The 25,782-nt window shown below is 60.3% G+C and carries 21 protein-coding genes and 2 pseudogenes; 12 read left to right on the forward strand and 11 right to left on the reverse strand.

Translation table 11 applies throughout. The annotated features are described in order from the left end of the window. The first annotated feature begins 84 nt into the window (after window positions 1-84). Window positions 85-966: a LysR family transcriptional regulator gene (locus tag OKC30_RS09640; RefSeq protein WP_160838736.1), complete on the forward strand. Its 882-nt coding sequence runs from the start codon at window positions 85-87 to the stop codon at window positions 964-966. A gap of 176 nt (window positions 967-1,142) precedes the next feature. Here OKC30_RS09640 and glpK read toward each other — a convergent pair whose 3' ends face one another. Together glpK and OKC30_RS09650 are read right to left on the reverse strand one after the other, a co-directional pair. Continuing rightward, the gene (gene glpK, locus OKC30_RS09645; RefSeq protein ID WP_010674229.1) at window positions 1,143-2,645 is read right to left on the reverse strand and encodes a glycerol kinase GlpK; all 1,503 of its coding nucleotides are present in this window, start codon (window positions 2,643-2,645) and stop codon (window positions 1,143-1,145) included. A 55-nt stretch (window positions 2,646-2,700) separates the two neighbouring features. Further along, window positions 2,701-3,549 (reverse strand): MIP/aquaporin family protein, encoded by an 849-nt coding sequence (locus OKC30_RS09650; RefSeq protein WP_042880435.1) that lies wholly within the window; start codon window positions 3,547-3,549, stop codon window positions 2,701-2,703. A gap of 490 nt (window positions 3,550-4,039) precedes the next feature. Here OKC30_RS09650 and glpT point away from each other — a divergent pair, with 490 nt between their 5' ends. The 6 genes from glpT (at window position 4,040) to tyrA (ending at window position 12,076) form a co-directional block, all read left to right on the forward strand. After that, complete coding sequence (gene glpT, locus OKC30_RS09655) at window positions 4,040-5,395, forward strand: glycerol-3-phosphate transporter (RefSeq protein ID WP_160838734.1); 1,356 nt, start codon at window positions 4,040-4,042, stop codon at window positions 5,393-5,395. A 101-nt stretch (window positions 5,396-5,496) separates the two neighbouring features. Next, window positions 5,497-6,255 (forward strand): DeoR/GlpR family transcriptional regulator, encoded by a 759-nt coding sequence (locus OKC30_RS09660; RefSeq protein WP_043155278.1) that lies wholly within the window; start codon window positions 5,497-5,499, stop codon window positions 6,253-6,255. A 448-nt stretch (window positions 6,256-6,703) separates the two neighbouring features. Continuing rightward, on the forward strand, window positions 6,704-8,191 hold the full coding sequence (glpD, locus tag OKC30_RS09665; protein WP_043155281.1) for a glycerol-3-phosphate dehydrogenase: 1,488 nt from the start codon (window positions 6,704-6,706) through the stop codon (window positions 8,189-8,191). 102 nt (window positions 8,192-8,293) lie between these two features. Next, entirely contained in the window at window positions 8,294-9,376 is a 1,083-nt protein-coding gene (glpQ, locus tag OKC30_RS09670) for a glycerophosphodiester phosphodiesterase (protein WP_270666712.1), read from the forward strand. Window positions 9,377-9,744: 368 nt separating this feature from the next. After that, the gene (locus OKC30_RS09675; RefSeq protein ID WP_160838730.1) at window positions 9,745-10,818 is read left to right on the forward strand and encodes a 3-deoxy-7-phosphoheptulonate synthase; all 1,074 of its coding nucleotides are present in this window, start codon (window positions 9,745-9,747) and stop codon (window positions 10,816-10,818) included. Between the two features lie 118 nt (window positions 10,819-10,936). Continuing rightward, entirely contained in the window at window positions 10,937-12,076 is a 1,140-nt protein-coding gene (gene tyrA, locus OKC30_RS09680; RefSeq protein ID WP_160838728.1) for a bifunctional chorismate mutase/prephenate dehydrogenase, read from the forward strand. Window positions 12,077-12,190: 114 nt separating this feature from the next. Here the strand turns inward: tyrA and hdfR are convergent, their stop codons facing one another. From hdfR to OKC30_RS09720, 8 genes and pseudogenes are all read right to left on the reverse strand, one after another. Then, on the reverse strand, window positions 12,191-13,066 hold the full coding sequence (gene hdfR / locus OKC30_RS09685) for an HTH-type transcriptional regulator HdfR (RefSeq protein ID WP_039038620.1): 876 nt from the start codon (window positions 13,064-13,066) through the stop codon (window positions 12,191-12,193). Continuing rightward, a complete protein-coding gene (locus tag OKC30_RS09690) occupies window positions 13,066-13,422 on the reverse strand; it encodes a DUF413 domain-containing protein (RefSeq protein WP_010674239.1) in 357 nt (118 codons plus the stop codon). Before OKC30_RS09690 ends, hdfR begins: the two co-directional genes overlap by 1 nt. A 291-nt stretch (window positions 13,423-13,713) precedes the next feature. Further along, window positions 13,714-14,196, reverse strand: a complete 483-nt coding sequence (eco, locus tag OKC30_RS09695) for a serine protease inhibitor ecotin (RefSeq protein ID WP_010674240.1) — start codon at window positions 14,194-14,196, stop codon at window positions 13,714-13,716. A gap of 194 nt (window positions 14,197-14,390) precedes the next feature. Beyond that, complete coding sequence (locus tag OKC30_RS09700; RefSeq protein WP_257712402.1) at window positions 14,391-14,954, reverse strand: Lcl C-terminal domain-containing protein; 564 nt, start codon at window positions 14,952-14,954, stop codon at window positions 14,391-14,393. Beyond that, a pseudogene (locus OKC30_RS09705) lies at window positions 14,951-15,133 on the reverse strand (DUF1566 domain-containing protein); the annotation flags it as partial. The pseudogene OKC30_RS09705 and the gene OKC30_RS09700, both read right to left, overlap by 4 nt. Then, window positions 15,134-15,667, reverse strand: a pseudogene (locus OKC30_RS09710) (TonB-dependent receptor plug domain-containing protein); the annotation flags it as partial. It lies immediately after the preceding pseudogene. A gap of 492 nt (window positions 15,668-16,159) precedes the next feature. After that, window positions 16,160-18,007: a DUF3413 domain-containing protein gene (locus OKC30_RS09715; RefSeq protein ID WP_257712185.1), complete on the reverse strand. Its 1,848-nt coding sequence runs from the start codon at window positions 18,005-18,007 to the stop codon at window positions 16,160-16,162. Window positions 18,008-18,050: 43 nt separating this feature from the next. Next, window positions 18,051-18,278 (reverse strand): YejL family protein, encoded by a 228-nt coding sequence (locus OKC30_RS09720; RefSeq protein WP_039038627.1) that lies wholly within the window; start codon window positions 18,276-18,278, stop codon window positions 18,051-18,053. Between the two features lie 73 nt (window positions 18,279-18,351). Between OKC30_RS09720 and yejK the strand changes: the two genes are divergently transcribed. From yejK to OKC30_RS09745, 5 genes are all read left to right on the forward strand, one after another. Beyond that, the gene (yejK, locus tag OKC30_RS09725) at window positions 18,352-19,401 is read left to right on the forward strand and encodes a nucleoid-associated protein YejK (protein ID WP_257712184.1); all 1,050 of its coding nucleotides are present in this window, start codon (window positions 18,352-18,354) and stop codon (window positions 19,399-19,401) included. Window positions 19,402-19,796: 395 nt separating this feature from the next. Then, complete coding sequence (gene malE, locus OKC30_RS09730) at window positions 19,797-20,978, forward strand: maltose/maltodextrin ABC transporter substrate-binding protein MalE (RefSeq protein WP_010674249.1); 1,182 nt, start codon at window positions 19,797-19,799, stop codon at window positions 20,976-20,978. Between the two features lie 73 nt (window positions 20,979-21,051). Further along, window positions 21,052-22,707: a maltose ABC transporter permease MalF gene (malF, locus tag OKC30_RS09735; protein ID WP_160838284.1), complete on the forward strand. Its 1,656-nt coding sequence runs from the start codon at window positions 21,052-21,054 to the stop codon at window positions 22,705-22,707. 12 nt (window positions 22,708-22,719) lie between these two features. Then, window positions 22,720-23,610 carry a maltose ABC transporter permease MalG gene (gene malG, locus OKC30_RS09740; protein ID WP_160838282.1) on the forward strand — a complete coding sequence of 297 codons (891 nt, stop codon included), beginning with the start codon at window positions 22,720-22,722 and terminating at the stop codon, window positions 23,608-23,610. Between the two features lie 70 nt (window positions 23,611-23,680). Next, window positions 23,681-24,817, forward strand: coding sequence for an ABC transporter ATP-binding protein (locus tag OKC30_RS09745; protein WP_039038631.1), 1,137 nt, complete (start codon window positions 23,681-23,683; stop codon window positions 24,815-24,817). A 127-nt stretch (window positions 24,818-24,944) separates the two neighbouring features. On the opposite strand, the gene ppk2 is transcribed toward OKC30_RS09745, so the two are convergent. Continuing rightward, a complete protein-coding gene (gene ppk2, locus OKC30_RS09750) occupies window positions 24,945-25,709 on the reverse strand; it encodes a polyphosphate kinase 2 (protein WP_270809597.1) in 765 nt (254 codons plus the stop codon). Between the last annotated feature and the right edge of the window lie 73 nt (window positions 25,710-25,782).

Consider the following 25,782-nt stretch of genomic DNA (forward strand, 5'->3'; position numbering starts at 1 on the left):
GCGCGAGCAGCTATCACCCAGTAATGGGAATCCCCCTCCTGTGACGCGAAGCGCTAAGGTGGGGGAGGATGTCAATCCGATGAATTGACCCTGTTTGTGGCGGTGGTGGAGGCGGGCAGCTTTCGCCAGGCGGCGGAGAATCTCGGCATGGACAATTCCGTGGTGAGCCGCGGCATCAAGCGCCTCGAAGAGAAGCTCGCCACCGTGCTCCTCAACCGCACCACGAGGCGGGTCAGCCTGACCGAGGAGGGGAGCTGGTTCTATCAGCGAGCGGTGAAGATCCTGACCGAGATGAGTGAGGCAGAAGGATTGTTGCTGATGCGCCGGGAGCAGCCGGAGGGCATATTGCGGGTGGACGCCGCCACCCCCTTCATCCTGCATAGATTGGTGCCCATCATCGGCGAGTTTCGCCGCCGCTACCCCGCCATCGAGCTGCAACTGCACAGCTCCGAGGGCTTCATCAACCTGATGGAGCGGCGGGTGGACATGGCCATTCGCATCGGCGAGCTGACGGACTCCTCCCTGCGGGCCCTGCCGCTGGGCCGCTCGCGGCTGCGGCTGCTGGCCTCCCCCGACTATCTGAAGGCACGCGGTACCCCGCGCCAGCCGGCTGACTTGCTGGCTGGCCACGAGCTGCTTGGTTTTTTGCACCCCGATCACCTCAATCATTGGCCCCTATTGAGCGAGGAGCAGGGGGACAGGTTCGCCATCACCCCGACCCTGCGGGCCAGCAGCGGGGAAACCTTGCGTCAGCTGGCGCTGGCGGGGCAGGGGATCGTCTGCCTGTCGGACTTCATGACGGGGGATGACAGGGCGAGCGGGGCGCTGGTGGAGGTGCTGGCCCGCAGCAACAGCGGCGCCTCGCGCCCCATCCATGCGGTCTTCTACTCCGATGCCCAGCGGGACATCCGGCAGCGGGTCTGGCTCGATTTCCTGAAAGAGCAGCTCGGCAACCACGCGCTCTAGGCGTGTTCCGACAGGGCCAATCCCCTCCCGCCCTTCCCCTCCACGAGGAGGAGGGGCCATCATTCCCACTCCTCAAGGGGAGGGGGCCGAGGGGCTTGCTAGCGCCAATATAAAGAGGCCGACATCGCTGTCGGCCTCTTTGCTTTTTTCATCTCAAGGATGCGTCGGTTACCCCATCACTCCTCTTCGGCCCAGCGGCGTGAGCGTTCCACCGCCTTCTTCCAGCCGCTGTAGCGCTTGGCGCGATCGTCGCGGTCCATCTGCGGAATGAACTCGCGGTCCACGCTGAACTTGTCTTCCAGCTCTTCGGAGCTCTTCCAGAAGCCCACGGCGAGGCCGGCCAGGAAGGCGGCGCCCATGGCGGTGGTCTCGATACGGGTCGGACGCACCACAGGGGTGTGCATCATGTCAGCCTGGAACTGCATCAGGAAGTCGTTGGCCACGGCGCCGCCATCCACCTTCAGGGCTGCCAGCTTGATGCCGGAGTCCTGCTGCATGGCATCCAGCACGTCGCGGCTCTGGTAGGCGATGGATTCGAGCGCCGCACGGATGATGTGGTTGCGGTTGGCGCCACGGGTCAGGCCGACCATGGTGCCGCGAGCATACGGATCCCAGTAGGGGGCGCCCAGGCCCACGAAGGCCGGCACCAGGTAGACGCCGTTGGTGTCGCCCACCTTGCTCGCGAAGTAGTCGGTATCGCGGGCGTCGTGGATGATCTTGAGCTCATCGCGCAGCCACTGGATGGTGGCGCCGCCCATGAAGACCGCCCCTTCCAGTGCGTAGTTCACTTCCCCTTTCGGGCCGATGGCGACCGTGGTCAGCAGGCCGTTGCTGGAGCGAACCGGCTCGGTGCCGGTGTTCATCAGCATGAAGCAGCCGGTACCGTAGGTGTTCTTGGCCATCCCTTTTTCGAAGCAGAGCTGGCCGAACAGGGCGGACTGCTGGTCACCGGCGATACCGGCGATGGGGATGCGGGCACCGCCGCCACGGGTGGTGTAGCCATAGACCTCGGAGGAGGGTTTGACTTGCGGCAGCATGGAGGCGGGGATGCCCAGCTCGTCCAGCATGCGCTCATCCCACTTCAGGTCGCGGATGTTGTAGAGCATGGTGCGTGAGGCGTTGGTCGGGTCGGTGACGTGCACCTCGCCGTTGGTCATCTTCCACACCAGCCAGGTGTCGATGGTGCCGAACAGCAACTCGCCGTTCATTGCCTTCTCCCGGGCCCCTTCCACGTTGTCCAGGATCCACTTCACCTTGGTACCGGAGAAGTAGGCATCCAGCACCAGGCCGGTGTTTTCGCGAACGTACTCTTCCAGGCCCCGGGCCTTGAGCTCTTCGCAGATGGCCGCGGTGCGGCGGCACTGCCAGACGATGGCGTTGTAGATGGGCTTTCCGGTGGCCTTTTCCCAGACGACGGTGGTTTCACGCTGGTTGGTGATGCCGATGGCGGCGATCTGCTCGCTGTGCAGGCCGCTCTTGGCCAGCACTTCGGTGAAGACGGAGGACTGGGTCGCCCAGATCTCCATGGGGTCGTGCTCGACCCAGCCCGCTTTCGGGTAGTGCTGGGTGAATTCGCGCTGGGAGGTCGCGACGATGTTGGCGTCCTGATCGAAGACAATGGCACGGGAGGAGGTGGTGCCCTGGTCCAGCGCAACGACAAATTTCTTTTCAGCAGACATGATGTTCTCCACGTTTTTATTTTTCCACGTTGTTACACGTTGGGGAGGGCCGCTCTCAGGCGGCGGCCTCTTCTTTGTTAGACAGCTTGGAGGCTTCTTCGGTGGCGACGCGGTTGCCCGGGACGCAGGGAGCCAGCACTTTCACATACAGGGCGGTACCGATCTGGGCGCCGACGATGGGGCCAAGGATAGGGACCCAGAAGTAGGGGTTGTCACGACCACCGGTCAGGGCCACGTCACCCCAGCCAGCCACGAAGGCGAACAGTTTGGGGCCGAAATCACGGGCCGGGTTCATGGCAAAGCCGGTCAAGGGGCCGAGGGAGGCGCCGATCACCGCGATCAGGATGCCGATGAGCAGGGCGGCGGCGAAGCCTTTGGGGGCGCCGTTGTTGTTGTCACCCAGTGCCATGATGCCCAGCATCAGGACGGCGGTGATCACCATCTCGACCGCGAAAGCCTGCATGTTGGAGAGCAGGGCATTGGGGTAGGTGGAGAAGATGCCTGCGGTGCCGAGGCTCTCGACGCTGCCGCGCACCACGTTGTGGGTCAGCTCCCACTGGGTGAACAGGTTGCTGTAGAGGGCGTAGACCAGGGCGGCGGAGGCGAATGCCCCGGCTATCTGGGCGATGATGAAGGGCACCACCTTGCGCTTGTCAAAGCCGCAGAAGGTCATCAGTGCCAGGGTCACGGCAGGGTTGAGGTGGGCACCGGAGATGCCACCGGTGACATAGATGGCGATGGCGACACCCAGGCCCCAGGTAATGGAGATTTCCCATTGCCCGAAGTTGGCGCCAGCCAGCACCAGGGCGGCCACGCAGCCGACGCCGAAGAAGATCAGCAGGCCGGTGCCGATAAACTCGGCGAGGCACTCGCCAAGCAGGGTATTGGGTCTTTGTATGCTCATAGTTGTTATTCCTTATATCCACCCACAGTAGGTTTGATGTTCCGTTTTGTTATCTTTCATTCCCATTCATTGCGCCCGAAAACGTTTCTTCTTGTTTTTTGAGCTTGCGCAAACGTTATGCTCGTTTGCGCTCGTTCTTGGACGAGAGAGAAAATAAACCTTCTGCGTCAATTCACCATCCCCCCGCCACCGGAAATGTGGGCAAGATCCCATTCATTGCTAAGAAAATGTGACGAAAAGCAACAGTTGTCGGCCATATTACTCCTTAGTGAGTAGCCAAAAGCCACGCCATGCGTGGGCTGACCCTGGATGCGCGTTCACTCACAGCGTCACAATTTTTGTAATAAAACTGCAATAATTTAGCGCTCATCACAGATTAAATGTTCACAAATGAGCGCGATAGGCTCGCTTGCGAATCAAGACGCGTCTGATCGCCGGCATGAGCGGGGCGTCCTCAACCGCCCAGAACAACAATAAAAGGAAGCAGAACATGCTTAGTCTCTTCAGGCCTGCACCCCATATCGACCGGCTGCCGGCCGACAAGGTGGATCCCTTCTACAAACGCATGCGTTGGCAGGTGTTCTTCGGGATATTCTTCGGGTATGCGGGTTACTACCTGGTACGGAAAAACTTCAGTCTGGCGATGCCCTACCTCATCGAGCAGGGCTTCTCCCGCGGGGATCTGGGTCTGGCCCTCTCCGGCGTCTCCATCGCCTACGGTCTCTCCAAATTCCTGATGGGGAACGTGTCGGACAGATCCAACGCGCGCTACTTCCTCTCCGCCGGTCTGCTGCTCTCGGCAGGCATCATGTTCATGATGGGGACCATGCACTGGGCTACCTCCAGCATTGGCATCATGTTCGTGCTCCTGTTCCTGAACGGCTGGGCACAGGGCATGGGCTGGCCCCCCTGCGGTCGCACCATGGTGCACTGGTGGTCGCAGAAGGAGCGGGGTGAGATCGTCTCGGTCTGGAACGTGGCCCACAACGTGGGCGGCGGCATGATAGGCCCCCTGTTCATCCTCGGCATGGGCTGGTTCAACGACTGGCGCAGCGCCTTCTATGTGCCTGCGGCGGCGGCGGCGGCCATCGCGGTGATCGCCTTCTTCGTGATGCGCGATACCCCGCAATCGGTCGGTCTGCCCCCCATCGAGGAGTACAAGAACGACTACCCGAAGGATTACAACGAAAGCCACGAGCAGGAGTTCTCCGCCAAGGAGATCTTCATGAAGTATGTGCTGCACAACAAGCTGCTCTGGTACATCGCCATCGCCAACGCCTTCGTCTACCTCATCCGTTACGGCGTGCTGGACTGGGCGCCCACCTATCTGAAAGAGGCCAAGGACTTCAGCGTGGATCACTCCTCCTGGGCCTATTTCCTCTATGAGTGGGCGGGGATCCCGGGCACCCTGCTGTGCGGCTGGATCTCCGACAAGATGTTCAAGGGCCGCCGCGCCCCGGCAGGCATCCTGTTCATGGTGCTGGTGACCCTTTCCGTGCTGGTCTACTGGTTCAACCCGGCGGGCAACCCGACCATCGACATGATGGCCCTGGTCGCCATCGGCTTCCTCATCTATGGCCCCGTCATGCTGATCGGCCTCTACGCACTGGAGCTGGCGCCCAAGAAGGCGGCCGGTACCGCGGCGGGCTTCACCGGCCTGTTCGGTTATCTGGGTGGCGCGGTCGCGGCCAACGCCATGCTGGGCTATACCGTTGACCACTTCGGCTGGGACGGCGGCTTCATGGTGCTCACCGTCTCCTGCGTGCTCTCCATCATTCTGCTGGCCATGACCCTCAAGCACGAGAACGAGTCGATTGCCGCCAAGGCGGCTGCCCATCAGGCATAAAACGTGATCCTGCCCTTATCGATTGGAAAAGGGATCAGGTACACTGCCAAAGGCCCCGCACCTGCCGGGGCCTTTTTTCGTCTCATCTGCGGAGTGCAAGCGTGAAGCAAACCCAACGACATCTGGAGATCCTGGACGTCCTGACCCGGCAGGGTTTCGTCTCGACCGACGATCTGGTGACCCATTTTGACGTCAGCCCCCAGACCATTCGCCGGGATCTCAACGATCTCGCCGAACAGAACAAGATCCGGCGCCATCACGGCGGGGCCTCACTGCATTCGAGCACCGTCAACACCGCCTACAGTGCCCGCAAGGTGATGCAGCTCAAGGAGAAGGAGCGCATCGCCCGGGAAGTGGCCGCCAACATCCCCGACGGCTCGTCGCTCTTTATCGACATCGGCACCACCACCGAGGCCATCGCCCGTGCCCTGCTCGACCACCGGGAGCTGCGCGTGGTCACCAACAACCTGAACGTCGCCAGCATCCTGACCGCCAAGGATGACTTCACCGTCATCATCGCCGGCGGCGAAATTCGCAACCGGGATGGCGGCATTGTCGGGGAGGCGACCCGCGACTTCATCGGCCAGTTTCGCATGGACTACGGCGTCATCGGCATCTCGGGCATCGACAGCGACGGCTCCCTGCTCGATTTCGACTATCACGAGGTGAAGATCGCCCAGGCCATCATCGCCCACTCCCGCCAGGTGTTCCTGGCCGCCGACCACACCAAGTTTGGCCGCAACGCCATGGTCAACCTCGGCAACCTCAGCCAGATCCACGCCCTGTTCACGGATCAGGAGCCGCCGGAGAAGCTGATGCGACTGATGTCCCAGCATCAGATCGCCTGCCATATCTGCTGAGCTTCCCCGCACAGGCATCAGGCCGCCTCGGGGCGGCCGCTTTTTTCCTGCCCCCTCCCGGCCTGCGGCGTCTCCCTTGCGGCGCCTAAGCGGCCAGTTCCTGGCGCTGACACACCTTCTTTGACCCCTGATGTTGCCCCCGCACTCGGGCGCCAGGTTTGCACCGACGCTAGGCGCCTGCGAGGAATTCACGCCATCGCCTTCATCACCTTGCCCCATGGGCACCCCCATCCGGCACTCTTTGTTCTCCTCCCTGCCCGAAATGGTTGTTTCCGACATGCCGTAGCCTTGCCAGGCCGTCACCGACTGGCAGCATTTTTAGCATTGTGAAAACAATCGCGATCACATTTCTCTCACGAAATGTTCGTTTATTGGTTTTTCATGTTCTAATATGAGCGAAATCAAACATTGCTGTCATGGCAAACACAAAATAAGAAAGTAGGTGAACATGAGCGAACATTATGATCTGGTCGTCGTCGGCGGCGGCATCAACGGGGTCGGCATCGCGGCAGATGCGGCGGGGCGGGGGCTGAAGGTGGCGCTGTTCGAGGCGAGCGATCTCGCCTCTGCCACCTCGTCCAACTCCAGCAAGCTGATCCACGGCGGCCTGCGCTATCTCGAACATTACGAATTCCGGCTGGTGAAAGAGGCGCTGGCGGAGCGGGAGGTCCTGCTCGGTATGGCTCCCCACATAGCCCGTCCCATGCGTTTTCGTCTGCCTCATCGCCCGCACCTGCGTCCGGCCTGGATGATCCGCGCCGGTCTCTTCCTTTATGACAACCTGGCCAAGCGGGACAAGCTCAAGGGGAGCTGCGGACTGCGCTTCCTGCCGCAGGACGGCCTCAAGAGCGGCATCAACAAGGGCTTTGAATACTCGGACGCCTGGGTCGATGACGCCCGGCTGGTGGTGCTCAATGCCATGCTGGCGCGGGACAAGGGCGCCGATGTCCAGACCCGTACCCGCTGCGTCAAGGCAGTGCGCGGATCCAAGCACTGGACCCTGACGCTGGAGCGGGAAGGGGGCGAGCAGTTCACCGTCAGCTGCCGTGGTCTGGTCAATGCGGCGGGTCCCTGGGTCAAGACCTTCTATGACGAGAGCCTGAGCGAGAAATCCCCCCGCGGCATTCGCCTCATCAAGGGGAGCCACATGATAGTGCCGCGCATCCATGAGCGCGAAGAGGCTTACATCCTGCAAAACGAGGACAACCGCATCGTCTTCGTCATCCCCTACCAGCAGGACTATTCCCTCATCGGCACCACGGACGTGGAGCACAAGGGCAGCCCGCGCGAAGCCAAGATCAGCGATGCCGAGATCAACTACCTGTGCAAGGTGGTCAATGCCCACTTCACCAGGCAGATAAGCCCGGCAGACGTGGTGTGGACCTATGCCGGGGTGCGCCCCCTGTGTGACGACGAGTCCGATTCACCCCAGGCGGTGACCCGGGACTACACGCTCGAGCTCAGTGGTGAATCCGACGGCGCGCCGCTGTTGTCGGTGTTTGGCGGCAAGCTCACCACCTACCGCAAGCTGGCCCAGGCCGCCTGCAACAAGCTCAAGCCCTGGTTCAGCCAGATGGGAGAGGACTGGACCGCCTCCTGCCGGCTGCCCGGTGGCGAGTTCGACTGCTCGGTGCGTGAACTGGCGCGTGCCTTTGCGCTGGAATTCGGCTGGCTCGACGATCGCAGCGCCCTGCGCATCGCCGAATCCTATGGCGCTCATGCCCGCCTCTGGCTGAAGGAGGAGCGCGGCCAGCACTTTGGTGCCGGGCTGTATGAATCTGAAGTGCGTTACCTTATCGCGCGCGAATGGGCCTGCAGCCTGGAAGACATTCTGTGGCGCCGCAGCAAGCTGGGGCTGCGCCTGTCTGAATCCGAACAGCAGCAGCTCGGTGCCTGGCTGCTCGAGCACCACCACGCCCTGCCCGAAGCCTGCTGATGACCCATGGCGGGCGGCCTTTGCCGCCCGCCGTCAAACTGCAATAAACCCCTGCTATAACAATTACCTGCATCCTACACACCATAACAACGAGATCTCTTGATGAAGCAACCTCACCGTACCCTGATAGCCCTTGGCCTCGGGGCTGCCCTGGCGCTGCCCGCACTGGCGGCCGACGAAGGCAAAATCGTGATCGCCCACCGGGGTGCCTCCGGTTACCTGCCGGAACACACCCTGGAATCCAAGGCCCTGGCCTATGGCATGGGCGCCGACTATCTGGAGCAGGACCTGGTGATGACCAAGGATGACCAGCTGGTGGTGATGCACGATCACTTCCTTGATGGCATCACGGACGTGGCCGAGCGCTTCCCCGGCCGGGCCCGCCCGGACGGTCGCTACTATGTGGTGGATTTCACCCTGGACGAGGTGCGCTCCCTGCGCATGACCGAGCCGTTCCAGCTGGTGGACGGCAAGCAGGTGCTGGTCTATCCGGCGCGCTTCCCGCTGTGGAAGTCCAGCTTCAGGATCCACACCTTCCAGGAAGAGATCGAGATGATCCAGGGGCTCAACAAGAGCACCGGCAAGCACATCGGCATCTACCCGGAGATAAAAGCTCCCTGGCTGTTCCGCCACGAGGGCAAGGACATCTCCAGGGCGGTGCTCAAGGTACTGAAGGAGTACGGCTACACCAGCAAGAGCGACAAGGTCTATCTGCAGTGTTTCGATGCCAACGAGCTCAAGCGCATCAACAGCGAACTGATGCCCGCCATGGGTATGGACTTGAAGTTGGTGCAGCTGATGGCCGAGACCGACTGGAACGAGACCATGGTCTATGACGCCAAGGGCAAGGCGACCCCCTACAGTTATGACTGGATGTTCAAGCCGGGGGCCATGAAGACCATCGCCACCTATGCCGAGGGGATAGGTCCCTGGAAACCCATGGTGGTGACCGAGCCGGGCACTCCCGGCAAGCCGGTCTTCACCGGCATGGTGAAAGAGGCCCATGCGGCCGGCCTCAAGGTGCATCCTTATACCTTCCGTCAGGATGAGGGGCAGATCCCGGCCTATGCGAAAGACTTCACCGACCTGCTCAACATCTTCCTCTACCAGGCCGATGTGGACGGGGTATTCAGCGACTTCCCCGACAAGGCGGTCGAGGCTATCAAGGCCCACGGCAAAAAATAAAAGAAGAGCAACACGGGAATGCAAGCGGGGCCAGGTGCCCCGCTTTTTTGTGCCCGGCATTATCGCCGGGATGAGGGGCCGGATAAGGGGTCATGAGAGGGGGCAGAGAGATGATATCGAAATGGATGGGTGTAATAAAATGTTTACGATTTGGGGCTGTTCTGGCCTTGCGAGTCGCTACTTTTGAGTTGCTTCACTCTGCTTTCTTGGTCATTTATCCATCTCTCAGCGTGTGAAGACGCTAGTTTCACTTGATTGTTTGTTTTTCCTTGGTAAGGTGGGGGCGGTTGCGTAACAAAGTGCTGACTTGTGTAAACAAAAGTGAACGATCAGCGCCCTTGGCTTGAAACAGTAGAGAGAATGAGAAGATGCAAAGAGATCCCCTGAACAACATCCATATCCAGTCCGAACAAGTGATGATCACGCCTGCCCAGCTCAAGGAGAAACTGCCCATCTCCGATCGCGCGCTGGCATTCGTGCAAGGGGCCCGCAATACCATCGCCGACATCATCCACCGTCGCGATCACCGCCTGCTGGTGATCTGTGGTCCCTGCTCCATCCACGACATGGACGCCGCCAAAGAGTACGCAACCAGACTCAAAGCGCTGCATGACGCCTATCAGGACTCTCTCTACATTGTCATGCGGGTCTACTTTGAGAAGCCGCGCACCACGGTCGGCTGGAAGGGCTTTATCAACGATCCGAACCTGGACGGCACCTTCGACGTGGAGCTGGGTCTGCACCGCGCCCGCGAGCTGCTCTGCTGGCTGGCTGAGCTGGAGTTGCCGCTGGCGACCGAGGCGCTCGACCCCATCAGCCCGCAATACCTGGCGGAGCTCTTCTCCTGGTCGGCCATCGGTGCCCGCACCACCGAATCCCAGACCCACAGGGAGATGGCGTCCGGCCTCTCCATGCCGGTCGGCTTCAAGAACGGCACCGACGGCAACCTGGGCACCGCCATCAATGCGCTGCAGGCCGCCTCCAGCCCCCACGCCTTCATGGGGATCAACCAGCAGGGTCAGGTCGCGCTGCTGCAGACCCAGGGCAACCCGGACGGTCATGTGATCCTGCGTGGCGGCAAGCACCCGAACTACGACTCGGTCAATGTGTCGCTGGCGGAAGAGGCGCTGGAGAAGGCGGGCCTGCTGCCCGGTCTGGTGGTGGATTGCAGCCACGGCAACTCCAGCAAGGATCACCGGCTGCAGCCCAAGGTGGCCGAAAACGTCATTCACCAGATCCAGGAGGGCAACCGCTCCATCATCGGGGTGATGCTCGAATCCAACCTGTTCGAAGGCAACCAGTCCAGCGAGCAGCCCAAGTGCGAGATGCGCTACGGCGTCTCCATCACCGATGCCTGCATCGACTGGGAGACCACGGATGCGCTGCTGGCCCGCTGCCACAGCCAGCTGGCGGCACCACTTTTGGCCAGAACATCGGCATAAGCCGTGGTATCTTGTTGCAACTGATTGAACCATCGAGGTATCACTGCCCACGCAGTGATACCTTGTTGCCTCTTGAATGACAGGGCGTCGCTGCGGGCGGCGCCAGCAGGGACTGGACATGGCGAAAGAGTTGAATGCCCTCAGGGACAAGATAGATGCGGTGGACAAGCAGCTGATTGATCTGCTGGCCGCTCGTCTCGCCCTGGTGGGGGAAGTGGGGGAAGTGAAAAGCCGGCACGGCTTGCCCATCTATGCACCGGATCGGGAGGCGAGCATGCTGGCCCGCCGCCGCGCCGAGGCCGAGGTACTGGGGGTGCCGGGGGACCTTATCGAGGACGTGCTGCGCCGGGTGATGCGCGAGTCCTATATTCTGGAGTCCGCCAGCGACAAGGAGCACCACTTCAAGTGCATGAAGCCTGAGCTCGGCAAGGTGGTGATCATCGGTGGCCAGGGGCAGCTTGGCCGCCTGTTCGGCAACCTGTTCAGCCTCTCGGGCTACCGGGTTGAAACCCTGGGGCAGGCCGATTGGCCACGCGCCGACGAGATCCTGCACGGCGCCGGGCTGGTGATGGTGGCGGTGCCCATCGACGTCACCTGCCAGGTGATCGACCGGCTCGGCAACCTGCCGGCGGACTCTCTGCTGGTGGACGTGACCAGCGTCAAGAGTGAACCGCTTGCCCATATGCTGGCGGTACACCAGGGGCCGGTGCTGGGGCTGCACCCCATGTTCGGGCCGGACGTGGCGAGCCTCGCCAAGCAGGTGATCGTCTGCTGTCAGGGACGCGATCCCGTCGCCAGCCAGTGGCTGCTGGAACAGATGACCATCTGGGGGGCGCGTTTGCAGCAGGTGGAGGCCAGGGCCCACGACGAGGCAATGACCTTCATTCAGGCGCTGCGCCACTTTGCTACCTTCGCCTACGGCTGGCACCTCTCCCGGGAGCAGGCCAACATCGACCGTCTGCTTGCCTTAAGCTCTCCCATCTACCGGCTGGAGCTGGCCATGGTGGGACGGCTGTTTGCCCAGGATCCCCATCTCTACGCCGACATCATATTGTCGTCGCCCCAGAACCTCGCGATGATCCGCCGCTACTACCAGAACTTCGGCGAGGCGCTGGGCCTGCTGGAGCGGGGCGACAGGGAGGGCTTCATCGAGGCCTTCAGCCAGGTCTCCGGCTTTTTCGGCGAGCGGGCGGAGGAGTTCCTGCGCGAGAGCCGCACCCTGCTGGCCCAGGCCAACGATCGTCGTCATCACGGCTGATGCACAAAGATATCCATACAAAAGGGGCCTGATGGCCCCTTTTTCATGTTGCTTGTGCTGCACCGATAACCAGGGTAGATGAAAACACAGGTCTGGGCGTGAAATCGCCCTGTTTCATTCGGCAGGCGGTTGACGCAAGTCGGCGTCATGCCAGCCCAGCGGCAGGGTCAGCAGCTGATCGATCAGCTCCCGGCGGTCGGATTTCTCCAGATAGGCGAGGTAGAGCGGGCGGCTCAGGGATTGGCCCCCTTCCACCAGATGAAGCTGCCCCTGCTCCAGGAAGGGGCTCACCATGCGCCTTGGCAGGTAGGCGGCGCCGCCGTTGGCCAGCACAAATTGCAGGGCCATGCTGGCGGAGCTTGAATGCAGCACGGGGGTCTTCTGCAGGCTCTGCAACCGGCTCGATGGCGGTTCGAAGCTGGTGCCCCAGTCGAGATGAATGTGGGGCATCTGCATCAGGCTGTCGGCGTTTGCGGCCGGTTCCCGGCTCACCAGTTCGAACACCAGCTCGCCGATGGGGTGCAGGGCAATCTCGTCGATCTTGGTCGGCTCGGAGAGCAGGGCCAGATCGAGGGAGCGCTCCAGCAACTGGCGACAGAGGTGCTCGCGGGAGGCGGTTTCGAGGCGCACCGCGAGGCCGGGGGCCAGGGCATAGACATGGTTCAGCCAGTCGTTGAAGTCGAGCTCCCAGAAGACGGCGGGGGCGCCGATGGCAAGCTGCTGGCTGAAACCGGGGGAGAGGGCCACGTCCTGCTTGGCGCGCCCCAAAGTATGCAGAATGGCGTCTGCGTAGGGCAGCAGACGCTCACCGGAGGCAGTCAGGCGGATGTTGTTGCGATGACGGGCAAACAGGCTGACCCCGAGTTGCTGCTCGAGCTGGCGGATCCGGAAGCTCACCGCCGACTGGGTCAGGTAGAGATTTTCAGCCGCCCGGCCAAAGTGCCGGGTCTTGCTGACCTCGATGAAGGTCCGAAGCAGCTCGGTATCCATTAATCGAGGGACTCGTCGCTGCCGCCACCGCCGCCTTCAAAGCTGCCACCCGCATCTTCATTGGCGCCGCCTGCGACGGTGCACAGACGGTGCACGCGCTTGGGACCAATCACCTTCAGGTATTTGAACCACACCTTGGCGTGGGGGTTGTTGCCGGCTGCGCCGGATTTGACCTGTTCGATAAAGGCACTTTCTACGTCATCGCGCGGGGCCAGGTTGCCCTGATAGAGCGCCAGCATCACGGTGCCATATTTTTCCAGACTGTCCGCTTCGGCCACGGTGAATTCGCCACTGCGACGCAGGCCACGGGGAAAATGTTTGAAGTCGTTGAAACGCTTGTCTGATTCGAAGCTCATAGTGCTCTTGTTCTGGTTAGTTTGACCTTTGCGGGCAAGTATCATCAGGCCGTCGCAGAGTGCAAAATCAATTTTCTTACTATGTTAATAAATATCTTTTATCGAACAGGGTTTGTCGCATCCCGAGGGGGCATTTTGCGGTGCGCTGCACAAAAAAGCCTGAAAAATAGTGGAGTTATGTCAGATTTTGTACAGGAAAAACCGCTCAAGAACGGGCTCGGAAGCTAAAAATAAGGCGCCGTATGGCGCCTAATCATCATCATGACTGAGCTGAACCCGAGTGCGCGGCACTCACTCAATCATGGCTGGCTGTGCCAGGTTGTCGGCACGCCACAGACGATAGCGCACCTCGTACTCCTGGGGCACATAGATGACGAAGGGCAGCTTGGAGTTGTAGTTCACGAAGAAGCCCTGACCGTAGATCTGGACGAAACTCTCCTTCTTCTGGCCATCTGGGCAGGCCATCAGGGTGCTGACGGGGCCGGTGACCTGGCCCAGGGTCAGGTAGTTGTAACCCCAGCCCTTGACGCTGTGCTGTTCCAGATTGCCCGCGAAGCGGGGCAGGTTGCAGTCGACCAGCATCTTCTTGCCGACTTGCAGCTCGACCATCATGTCGGCTTCGTTCTCGACTTCTGGCAGACGGATCACGACACGTTCCTGGTTCACTTCGGCGGCGGGGAACATGCTGATATCAAATTTTTTCGGTTCGGCGGCGAAGGCATGGCCACCCAATAACAAGGCGCCCAGCAGGCTAAAACGCAACACGGTTTTCATCTGTACCTCTTGGGATTGGTTCAACGCCGCTAGACTAACCGCTCTGCCGGTTTCATGCCAGCGCTGCGGCGTGCAAAACCGCCCTGAACAGGCATCACATGACGCAATTTGATGCTTTTTTGACGGCCAGGGTCACCCTGCCGCTTCTTGCCTCGTGTCAAACAGGGGACCGGGTGACCCCCATGGCCAGGCTGTCACCTCACCAGCAGAACCTGTTTCGCCCAAGAGCGGGGGGCGCGCTGGGCGACGGAGCCGCTGGTGATGTCCAGGTAAGCGACGCCCTGAAGGGCCGGCACCGGGGTGGAAGACCAGAGATAGACATAGCCGTCGTTCACCTCCTTGCCATCTCCGGCCATGGCGCGGGGGAAGATGGTTTCGTTCAATGCCGGTTTGTAACAGGCGGACTCCAGAATGCTGGCGAGCTCCTTGATGGTGGGCAGGCGCCAGTCGTGATGACCACCAAAGCCATACAGGGCATGGCTCGGTTCGGTGCGGATCCGTTCCGCCGTCTGCAGTGCCTGTTGCCAGTAGAGGCGGGTGGGTTCCCCCTCGCAGCTCTGGTTGCGCCAGGTCTGGCCGAGCTGGCAGCGCATCCAGGTTAGACCGGTGCCCCTGTCGGTGACAGTGCCGTTGCCGTGATCCTGGAAACGGGCGGTGGGGCTGGTACGGGGCAGGGCGTCGTCGCAGATGGCGATGGCGATGGCCAGTGCCAGGGGGCTGCACAGGGTGAGCAGCAGGGTCAGAAGATACTTGTTCATCGGGTTACCTCGGCCACCAGGCGCAGTTGCAGACCGTTGGCGTCATTGCTGTTTTGAACTGGGGTGGGATAGTCGGCACCGGCGTCCTCGCCGAGGAAGATGTGGGCGATGGCGCTCAGAGGCGCGCTCTCCAGCCGACGGGACGGGGTCAGGGTCTGGCTCCAGTAATAGCCATCGAAGCCATCGTGCAGCACCTTGCTGCCGAGATAGGCATCCTGGCCCTGAAGGTAATCTTCCGGCTGCTTGGTGCTGATGACGATGGTGCCGCCGATGGCATCGGAGCCATAGAGGGAGGAACCGGCTCCCTTGGCTACCTCTATCTGCTTGACATCGTCGAGATCGAAGCTGAAGCGGCCCACCTTGTCGTTGAGGTCGTCGGCGCCAAAACCGTCGCTGACCCGCACCCCGTCCTTGATGATGAGCACCCGGTTGCCGCCCATGCCGCGGATGATGATGTTCTGGGGGCGGCCGGCGGAGCCGGTCACCGAGACGCCGAGTTCGTTCTTGAACACATCGGTGAGCTCGGTGGCAACCTGGCGATCCAGATCCTCCTCCGTGATGACGGTGATGGAACCCGACACCTCGGAGAGCTTCTGCTCGATGCGCTGTCCCTTGACCACGATGGTTTCCCGCCCCTTGAGTTCGGGGGGCATGTCCGTTGTGTCGACCCCGGCGGGATCGCTGGCAGCCAGCGCCGTACCGGACAGCAGCATGGGCCAATAGTGAAGAAGTCGAATTTTCATATTTGAGAATAATTATTATTTAAGTCTGAAGGGCGCGGATTATTGCAGAGGGAGTCAAGTAGATAAATAACAATCATTATCATTTTGTTTTTATGATATTGATCGAATTGAATTTTTTGAGAGTTAAATCAGTAAGGTGGTGGCATACGTTTGCGAATGACGCCATGAGAAACAGGAGGACGGGTGTGGTGCGGGCAAGAAAAAGCCCGCCATAGGGCAATGCTGTTCAGATAAGCACTTTTTTGACTGATTATTCATAAATTGGATTTGAGTTGAGGGGGCAAGGCTGTGTCCAGTCGATCTTCCTCCAGCCTTTATCCAGCGGGGCTTGCAATAGAAAGAGGGAGGCATCATGCCTCCCTCGATTTTTTGTCCTGATACTACGTGGACTGGAACTCAAATTCTCTTAAGTGAACAGCATTGCGCCATAGGGGCGGGCTCAAGGAGGTGGGCTGGCGCAGATCAGGGGGCGCGATAGAAGCGATTGAGCTCGTTCATCACCTGGATCAGGGTGCCCATGTCCGGGGTGCCGTGCTTGATGGGGCGATAGGTGTCGCGGTCCAGCAGCTCGAAGTCCCCCTGCTTGTTGAACTGGGTGATGGTGTTGCCCTGATAGATGGCGAAGTCATTCTGATCCCCCGCCAGCAGCCAGGTGCGTGTACTGGCTTCGAACAGGTTGCGCCCCGTGCTGTAGTCACGATAGTGGTTGCGTACACCCAGCATGTTCTTCATCAGGGTCGGTACCAGATCCAGGTGGCTGCTCGCCTGCGCCTGGGGCACAGGTTCGGCACCAGGCCAGGCCAGCACCAGGGGGACCTGAACCTGATAGGTCGAGTAATTGCTGTCATAGCCCCAGCTGTTGCTCTGGGTCTCGTTGAACTCCTGACCGTGGTTGGAGGTGACCACGACGATGGTCTGATCATCAAGCCCCTGCAATTGCAGTTGGGTCAGCATCTGCTCCAGCAGTTGATCGGTATAGAAGACCGCGTTCTTGTAGCGGTTCTCCAGCTTCTGCAGGTTCTCGGGCCGATAGGCAGTGGCCGGGTTGAAGCGGGTCAACTCGGGCTGGAAGGGGCCCTTGATGCTGGCTGGCACCTGATAATCCCCCGGGCTAGAGAGATAGACCAGAGAGAACCAGGGTCTGTCCGCGGTGCGCGTGCCAAGCCACTGCTGCCAGTCGTCGATGAGCCTGCGGTCATCGGTCTGGCGGGAGACGAAGACCTGCTTGCGCAGACCCGCAAGCAGGCTCTGGCGATACTGCTTGGCATCTTCCAGTGCACCGAACAGGCCGAACTGGTAGTCCTGACGCAGCATCTCGTCGAACAGCACGGGGGGGCGCTTGTCGGCCCGGATGTCCCCGTAATAGTGGCCGGGCAGCCCGTAGAAGAGGCTGAACATCCCCATGGCTTCATCATTGCCACCACTCATGTGCTGGCGGAAATTGAAGTGGTTGTCCGCGTAGCGTTGCAGATTGGGCATGTTGATGTTGTTGAGCATGTCGGCTCGCAGGGAGTCGACCACCACCACCAGCAGGTTCTTGTGATCGCTGGGTGCGCTCACGCTGAGGGGGCGCAAGGGATAGAGCAGACGGTGCTCAGCGCTTCCCTGATCTTCGGCCTTCTTCTCATACTGCTCGAGGTCGAGCCAGCCATGCTTGGCCAGGAAGCTCCTGGCGGTCATGGGGTAGGAGAGGGGGAAGTTGGCCCGTTGCATGGTGATGGGTTGATACAGGGTCGCATCCGCCCAGCTGTTGACCAGATGGGTGAGGATGAAGCAGACCAGCAGGGCCAGCCCCACCTGATTGCCGTACTGGCGGCGTTTGCGCTTGTTGATCTTGCGCCACACATAGGCCGACAGCAGCAGTTGCAGCAGGAAGATGGCGGGCACCGCCACGAAGATGATGCTCCAGATAGAGCCCTCTTCGGTCTGCGCCTGATCCAGCAGCAGTTGGCACACCTGGCCATTCAAGTGGAACTTGAACAGCTGGAACACCTGGGTGTCGATAAGCAGCAGCACCAGCGCCAGGGTGGCGATAATGGATGAAATGAAGCGCAGCGGCTTCTCCCTGGGCAGGATGAAGCTTAAGGGGAAGATGGTCAGCAGATAGGTGACGAAGCTCAGGAACGAGAAATGACCTATCCAGCTGATGACGAGATAGGTCACGCCGAGCGTGGTCGACGGCCAGCTGATGGCGCCCAGGTAACGGGTCGAGATCAGCATGGCCAGGATGATGTTGAAGAAGGAGAACCAATGCCCCCAGGTGATCAGGCGAGAGACATTATCGCGATAGGGGTTGCCGGTTTCGACCATAATGATCCATCTGCTTGAAAAACATCAAAGAATGCGAAGAAATTCAGTGCGCATCGTGGCGATGGCCCACCGAGGCGGTGAGTGCCTGGATGAACTTCTCGGTGATCGCCTGGCGCTGGGCCGGGGCCATGCCGTTGATGATGTTGGTGGTCAGGTTGCCAAGGACCATCAGACTGAGATCCACCGGTGCCTTGTGTTTCTCCAGGGCGGTGATCAGGTCGTTCATCAGGGCGTCAAACTGCTCGTTATTGTACTTTGATACGATGGGCATAATCTTGGGTTCACCTCGGTTCAAAGCGCCTTATAATACTTCACCCTTTCGGCTAACACTATGGCTTTGTGACATGAGTCTCGATATCGACAAGATCATTCTTCACTCCCTGCGGGCGGGCAACGATGGCCAGCCCCACGCCGATACCCGCAGCCAGACCCTGCCTGCCGACGAGGCGGTACAAGGGCTGATGGCGGAGCTGCATCGCATCTACAACGGCAAGGGGGGAAAGGGCTTTGGCTTCTTCGCCGATCCCGAGGCCGCCGTCGCCGAGCTGGCGGAGGGGGAAGACGCCCCCAAGCAGCCTTCCCCCGCCTTTCGCATCGCCCTGGAGCAGTTGCTGGCGGAGCAGACCGAGTTCGTCCCCTTTTCCGTCAACCTGACCCAGATGCTGGCCAAGCAGCTGGTGGAGCATGCTCTGGACGAGCAAGGGGTGTTGCTGATTGCCAAGTACAACTATGTGGGGGTGGATTACCTGATGATCGCCCTGCTGGAAGGCAAGGAGAGCGTCACCGTGAGCGAGGCGCTGGAGCTGCGCCACATCCAGTACCTGGATATCGGCAAACTCAATCTGGTGGCCCGCATCGATCTCACCGAGTGGAAAACCCAGGGGGATTCGCGTCGTTATATCACCTTCAGCAAGGGCCGGGTCGGTCGCAAGCTGGGGGATTTCTTCATGGATCTGCTGGGGGCCCGGGAGGGCATGGATGCCAAGATCCAGAACAAGGGGTTGCTGCAGGCGGTGGACGATTACTGCGACAGCCGCCAGCTCGAACCGGCCGAGCGCAATGACTACAAGAAGCAGGTCTTCAAATATTGCACCGAGCAGGCCAGCGCCGGCGAGGAGATCGAGATCAAGGAGCTGTCGGCGGAATTGCCCGGTGATGGGGACCTCGATTTTTACAGCTTCATCGGTCAGGAGTACGAGCTGGAGGAGCGCTTCCCGGCGGACCGTTCCACCCTGCGGGGCTTGACCAAGTTTGTGGGCTCCGGTGGCGGCCTGACCCTGAGCTTCGAGCAGAAGTTGCTCAACAGCCGGGTCTTTTACGATCCCCAGACCGACACCCTGACCATCAGGGGAGTCCCGCCCAATCTCAAGGATCAATTGCTGCGCCAGTCGTAATGTGATCCAGCCGTCATTTCTTGCAAAAAGGCACCGGAGTCCGCTCCGGTGCCTTTTTATTTTAGGGGGTGATGTAGATGGAAACCACCTCAGTACTTTTGTTAACACATTGAACAAAATATCGGGAGTGAAAGGGTTTTCAGTGGGGTGAAATCCCTTTCAATGACGTAAATTAATTTCCTTTCTGTAATTTAATTTCCATATCTTGGCAAAAATATGGGGATATCTCTTCTTAAGTCGCTGAAATAAGAAAATGTTTTCATAACTTTCTGGAAGAAAATACGTAATTGCATTTCAAAAATGCGAGGCGTGTCATGTGAGGCATTGACTGTTTGGGATAATATACATCTGCACACAATGCTCTTACAGCGCGGAACTAATACAAGGAAAGGCTCATGAAAAAGAAATTGCTGTCATCCCTGATCGGTCTGGCTACCCTGGGCGTGGCCTGCTCTGCCACTGCTGCCATTGATGAAGGTCAGCTGACCATCTGGATCAACGGTGACAAGGGCTACAACGGCCTGGCCGAAGTCGGCAAGAAGTTTGAAGCCGAAACCGGCATCAAGGTAACCGTCGCCCACCCGGATCAGGTTGAAGTCAAATTCCAGCAAGCCGCCGCCACCGGCAACGGCCCTGACATCTTCTTCTGGGCTCACGACCGTTACGGTGAGTGGGTCAAGTCCGGTCTGCTGGTTCCCGTGACCCCGAATGCCGCCACCAAGGCCAAGTTCGAGCAATTCGCCTGGGATGCCATGACCGTCGATGGCAAGACCTATGGCTACCCGGTCGCGGTAGAAGCCGTCAGCCTGATTTACAACAAGGATCTGTTGCCCAACCCGCCGAAAACCTTCGAAGAGATCGCCAAGATCGACGAAGACCTGAAGAAAAATGGCAAGCGCGCCATCATGTGGGCCTATGACACCCCCTACTTCAGCTACCCCCTGGTGGCTGCCAACGGTGGTTATGCCTTCAAGAAGACCGCCACCGGCTATGACGTCAAAGACACCGGCGTGAACAACGCAGGTGCCAAGGCCGGCGTCGGCTACATCTCCGAGATGATCAAATCCGGTCACCTGGAGAAGGGCATCGACTACGGTGTGATGGACGCCAAGTTCAACAAGGGCGAAGTGGCCATGATGATCAACGGTCCCTGGGCCTGGAGCAACCTGGACAAGAGCGGCATCAAGTATGGCGTAGCCCAGCTGCCGACCCTGAAAGGCAAGCCGGCCAAGGCCTTCGTTGGCGTACTGGGTGCCACCATCAACGCCGCCAGCCCGAACAAGGATCTGGCCATCGAGTTCCTCGAGAACTACCTGCTGACCGATGCCGGTCTGGCGCCGATGAACGCCGACAAGCCGCTGGGTGCCGTGGCCCTGAAGTCCTTCCAGAAGACCCTGGAAGCCGACCCCAACATCAAGGCCACCATGCTGAACGCCCAGAACGGCGAACCGATGCCGTCCGTGCCCGAGATGAGCCGTTTCTGGTCCTCCTTCGAAACCGCCCTCAAGAACGTCACCTCTGGCCGTCAGGGTGTTGACGAAGCCCTGGATACCGCTGCCAAGCGTATCGTCCAGTAAGCATGTACTACCCGGGAGGCCTTCGGGCCTCCCACTCTCTCAATCTCTCTTGGCGCAATAAAGGTTAATTGGCATGGAAGTAGTACCTTCTATCGAATCCTATGCCGGTCCGAAGAAAGACAAGTACGTCTGGCTGAAATGGACCATGGCGGCACTGATCGCAGTGCTTAATGGTTATGCGGCCGTGATGATGTATGCCAGCGGCGAGTGGGTATTTGCCCTGCTCGATCTGGTGGTCGTATCCGTCGGTCTCTATGTCTTCATGAACAAGAAGACTTATGCCCACCGTTATATTTTCCCCGGTGTGGCAGGCATGGTTGTTTTTATCATCTTCCCTCTTGCCTACACGATCGGCATCGCCTTCACCAACTATTCGGGATCCAACTTGCTCTCCCTTGAGCAGGCACGGGATTACCATCTGAAAAAAACCTACAAGGTGACCGGCGGTGAATTCGATTTCACCCTCCTGGGTGGTGAGAACAATCAGTTTCAGCTGCTGCTGAAACAGGACGACCAATCCTTTATCAGTCCACCCCTTACCTTGCTGAACAACAAGGCGCGTACCCTGGCCGTCCGTGAAGGACGGGTCCGTGACGAGCCCCAGGTTGTTCAGTTGCAACCCCTGGCCGGGGAGGCGACCGACAAGGCGGCACCCATTCGTGCCATCGTCGATCACCGCACCCACCTGAGTGCCCTGGATGTGGTACTGCCCGAAGGCAATATCCATCTGACCCTGAGCAGCCTGCGCAAGTTCGCCGCCCAGAAACAGCTCTATACCCAGCTGGTCGACGGCGCCGTGCTCAAGTCCGGCGTCATGATCAAGGACAGCAACCTGCTGCGTGACAACCAGAGCGGCGAGCTGATGCTGCCCAACGGTGACACCGGCTTCTACCAGTACATCGATGCGGAAGGTCACTTCGTCGGCAAGGGCGTTGCCCCCGGTTTCGTGGTGAGCGTGGGTTGGAAAAACTTCATGCGCATCATGACGGACCCGGGTATCCAGAGTCCCTTCATGCAGATCTTCGTCTGGACCGTGATCTTCTCCGCCTGTTCGGTGGCGTTCACCCTGGCGATCGGCATGGTGCTGGCGTGTCTGGTGCAGTGGGAGCAGCTCAGGGGGCGTGGTTTCTACCGGGTCATGCTGATCCTGCCCTATGCGATACCGGCGTTCATCTCCATCCTGGTGTTCAAGGGCTTGTTCAACCAGAACTTCGGTGAAATCAACCTGTTCCTGGAAGCGGCCTTCGGCATCAAGCCGGACTGGTACACCAATCCCTTCCTGGCCAAGGTGATGATCCTCATCGTCAACACCTGGCTCGGTTACCCCTACATGATGATCCTCTGCATGGGCCTGCTCAAGGCGATTCCGGAAGATCTCTACGAGGCGTCTGCCATGGACGGGGCGGGGCCGGTACAGAACTTCTTCAAGATCACCGTACCGCTCTTGATGAAGCCGCTGACACCGCTGTTGATTGCATCCTTTGCCTTCAACTTCAACAACTTCGTACTTATCCAGTTGTTGACGAACGGGGCGCCGGACATCATCGGCGCCACCACGCCGGCCGGGACCACCGACTTGCTGGTGAGCTACACCTACCGGATCGCGTTCCAGGGCTCGGGTGGTCAGGACTACGGTCTGGCCAGTGCCATCGCCACCGCTATCTTCCTCATCGTGGGTGCGCTGGCCTTGCTCAACCTGAAATTGTCCAAAGCCGACAAGCAACTGTAAGGAGGCTTCAACATGGCAATCGTACAACCCAAATCAGTCAAATACCGGGTGTGGGCAACCCACCTGGTGATGTGGGGCTTCCTGGCACTGATCATCTTCCCGCTGATCATGGTCATCGCCATCTCGTTCCGTAACGGCAACTTCTCGGTGGGGGAGATCATCCCCACCAATCCGACCCTGGATCACTGGAAGCTGGCGCTCGGAATGTCCATCACCAACGCCGATGGCAGCATCACGCCGCCGCCGTTCCCGGTGCTGACCTGGCTGTGGAACTCCATCAAGGTGGCGGGCATCACCGCCCTGATGATAGTGGTGCTCTCCACCACCTGTGCCTACGCCTTCGCCCGTCTGCGGTTCCGTGGCAAGTCCACCATCCTGCAGGGCATGCTGATCTTCCAGATGTTCCCGGCGGTGCTGGCACTGGTGGCCATCTACGCGCTCTTCAACAAGATCGGTGACTACATCCCCTGGCTGGGTCTCAACACCCACGGCGGCCTGATCATGGCCTACATGGGGGGCATTGCCCTGCACGTCTGGACCATCAAGGGCTACTTCGAGACCATCGACTCTTCCCTGGAGGAGGCGGCGGCCATCGATGGCGCTACTCCGTGGCAGGCGTTCCGCCTGATCCTGCTGCCCCTGTCGGTGCCCATTCTGGCGGTGGTGTTCATCCTGGCCTTCATCGGATCCATCACCGAGGTGCCCATGGCCTCCATCCTGTTGCAGGATGTGAACAATCTGACCCTGGCGGTCGGGGCCCAGCAGTACCTCTATCCGCAGAACTACCTGTGGGGTGACTTCGCCGCAGCCGCCGTGCTGTCAGGCTTCCCCATCACGGTCGTCTTCCTGCTCGCCCAGCGCTGGCTGGTGGGCGGTCTGACCGCAGGCGGCGTGAAAGGTTAACGGTTCATGGCCGGGGGAGCTGGCTCCCCCCGTCATCACGATTTGCAAAGATTCAAGAGCGGAGCTCGACATGGCTGAAGTAGTACTCAACAACGTTCGCAAAAATTACGACCCGGCTGTCCACAAGGACACCCTGCGCAGCATCAACCTCGACATCAAGGAAGGGGAGTTCATCGTCTTCGTCGGCCCGTCCGGCTGCGGCAAGTCCACCCTGCTTCGGATGATCGCGGGTCTGGAAGACATCACCAGCGGCGAGCTGACCATCGGCGGGCGCTACATGAACGACGTGCCGCCGGTGGAGCGCAACGTGGGCATGGTGTTCCAGTCCTACGCCCTCTACCCGCACATGAACATCTACGAGAACATGGCTTTTGGCCTCAAGCTCAAGAAGATGGACAAGGAGAACATCCACAAGCGGGTGATGCGCGCCGCCGAGATCCTGGGTCTCGAGCCTTTGCTGGACAGAAAGCCCAAGGCCCTTTCTGGCGGTCAGCGTCAGCGGGTGGCCATCGGCCGCTCCATCGTGCAGCAGCCGCAGGTGTTCCTGTTTGACGAACCGCTGTCGAACCTCGACGCCGCCTTGCGGGTCAAGATGCGTATCGAGATCGCCAAGCTGCACAAGGAGCTCAACTCCACCATCATCTACGTGACCCACGACCAGGTGGAGGCCATGACGCTGGCCAACCGCATCGTGGTGCTGAGCCCGCTCAAGGGCGAGGCGGCCACCAACCTGGAGCAGTTCGGCACCCCCCTCGAGCTCTACCACAACCCGGACAACAAGTTCGTGGCAGGCTTCATCGGCTCCCCCAAGATGAACTTCCTGGCGGGCGAGCTGGTGGAGATCGGCGAGCAGGAGTGCTTGGTCAAGCTCACCTCCGGCGATACCGTGCGTGCCCGGGTGGATGCCCGTCGCGGCGCGGTGGGCGACAAGGTGGAGCTGGGCATTCGCCCCGAGCACCTGGTGCCGCTGGGTCATGCCCATGCCGACAGCCGCGTGAGCGGCGTGGTGCAGGTAGCCGAACACCTGGGGGCCGAGTCCTTCGTCTACATGGACGTGGATGGTCACGACTTCACCGTCAAGGCGAGCTCCGACATCGACGTGGCCACCGGCCAGGAGTACAGCGTCGGCATCCCGGCCGAAGCCTGCTACCTGTTCGATGCCAAGGAGCAGGCGTTCCCGCGCACGGCCAAATATATCCGCGCCTGAGAGGGCGAGAGTGCCAGGTTTTCCTTTCTATACGTTCAATGCCTTTTGCCGGTCGCAAGACCGGCTTTTTATTGCCCGTCATCCGAAGCCCGGGTTCCGGCCAGCGGGGGCGGCTGGCCGGAACCCGTCACTGCCCGTGCTTGTCTGACTCGAGGGCGGCGGTGACGTCCGGCACGAAGTGCTGGCTGGTGAGCGGCGGGCGCTCATACCCTTCGGTCTTGATGGGAGGCAGGGTGATGGGCTCGTAGTGGATCGCCTCGTAGGGCACCTTGCCAAGGAGGTGGGAGATGCAGTTGAGGCGGGCGCGGCGCTTGTCGTCGGCGTCCACCACGAACCAGGGGCAATCCTCGGTATCCGTGTAGGTGAACATGTCATCCTTGGCGCGGGAGTATTCCACCCAGCGGGAGCGGGATTGCAGATCCATGGGGCTGAATTTCCAGCGCTTGATGGGAGTATTGATGCGCTCCTTGAAGCGTTTCTCCTGCTCTTCGTCGCTGACCGAGAACCAGTATTTGATGAGGGTGATGCCGGAGCGGATCAACATCCGCTCGAATTCGGGGCAGGCGCGCAGGAATTCGCGATACTCGTCATCGCTGCAAAAGCCCATCACCCGTTCGACCCCGGCCCGGTTGTACCAGGAGCGGTCAAACAGCACCATCTCGCCCGCCGAGGGCAGGTGCGCCACGTAGCGCTGGAAGTACCACTGGGTGCGCTCCCGATCCGAGGGGGCGGGCAGGGCGGTGACCCGGCAGACCCGGGGGTTGAGGGGCTCGGTGATCGCCTTGATGACGCCCCCCTTGCCCGCGGCGTCGCGCCCCTCGAACAGCACCACCACTTTGAGCCCCTCCTGCTTGACCCACTCCTGCAACTTGACCAGCTCCTCCTGCAGTATCTATTCACCAGGACGGGGTTGACGGCATCAGTTCTGCCGGGATGGGATAATCTGTCTTCTCGATGCACGCCCT

Source organism: Aeromonas sp. QDB18, from assembly GCF_027705325.1.
GTDB classification, from domain to species: domain Bacteria; phylum Pseudomonadota; class Gammaproteobacteria; order Enterobacterales; family Aeromonadaceae; genus Aeromonas; species Aeromonas caviae.

Coding starts and splice junctions, on each gene's coding strand:
- glpK (WP_010674229.1), bottom strand. CDS start 2,645: ATGTCTGCTGAAAAGAAATTTGTCGTTGCGCTGGACCAGGGCACCACC.
- OKC30_RS09650 (WP_042880435.1), bottom strand. CDS start 3,549: ATGAGCATACAAAGACCCAATACCCTGCTTGGCGAGTGCCTCGCCGAG.
- glpT (WP_160838734.1), top strand. CDS start 4,040: ATGCTTAGTCTCTTCAGGCCTGCACCCCATATCGACCGGCTGCCGGCC.
- glpD (WP_043155281.1), top strand. CDS start 6,704: ATGAGCGAACATTATGATCTGGTCGTCGTCGGCGGCGGCATCAACGGG.
- glpQ (WP_270666712.1), top strand. CDS start 8,294: ATGAAGCAACCTCACCGTACCCTGATAGCCCTTGGCCTCGGGGCTGCC.
- OKC30_RS09675 (WP_160838730.1), top strand. CDS start 9,745: ATGCAAAGAGATCCCCTGAACAACATCCATATCCAGTCCGAACAAGTG.
- tyrA (WP_160838728.1), top strand. CDS start 10,937: ATGGCGAAAGAGTTGAATGCCCTCAGGGACAAGATAGATGCGGTGGAC.
- hdfR (WP_039038620.1), bottom strand. CDS start 13,066: ATGGATACCGAGCTGCTTCGGACCTTCATCGAGGTCAGCAAGACCCGG.
- OKC30_RS09690 (WP_010674239.1), bottom strand. CDS start 13,422: ATGAGCTTCGAATCAGACAAGCGTTTCAACGACTTCAAACATTTTCCC.
- eco (WP_010674240.1), bottom strand. CDS start 14,196: ATGAAAACCGTGTTGCGTTTTAGCCTGCTGGGCGCCTTGTTATTGGGT.
- OKC30_RS09700 (WP_257712402.1), bottom strand. CDS start 14,954: ATGAACAAGTATCTTCTGACCCTGCTGCTCACCCTGTGCAGCCCCCTG.
- OKC30_RS09715 (WP_257712185.1), bottom strand. CDS start 18,007: ATGGTCGAAACCGGCAACCCCTATCGCGATAATGTCTCTCGCCTGATC.
- OKC30_RS09720 (WP_039038627.1), bottom strand. CDS start 18,278: ATGCCCATCGTATCAAAGTACAATAACGAGCAGTTTGACGCCCTGATG.
- yejK (WP_257712184.1), top strand. CDS start 18,352: ATGAGTCTCGATATCGACAAGATCATTCTTCACTCCCTGCGGGCGGGC.
- malE (WP_010674249.1), top strand. CDS start 19,797: ATGAAAAAGAAATTGCTGTCATCCCTGATCGGTCTGGCTACCCTGGGC.
- malF (WP_160838284.1), top strand. CDS start 21,052: ATGGAAGTAGTACCTTCTATCGAATCCTATGCCGGTCCGAAGAAAGAC.
- malG (WP_160838282.1), top strand. CDS start 22,720: ATGGCAATCGTACAACCCAAATCAGTCAAATACCGGGTGTGGGCAACC.
- OKC30_RS09745 (WP_039038631.1), top strand. CDS start 23,681: ATGGCTGAAGTAGTACTCAACAACGTTCGCAAAAATTACGACCCGGCT.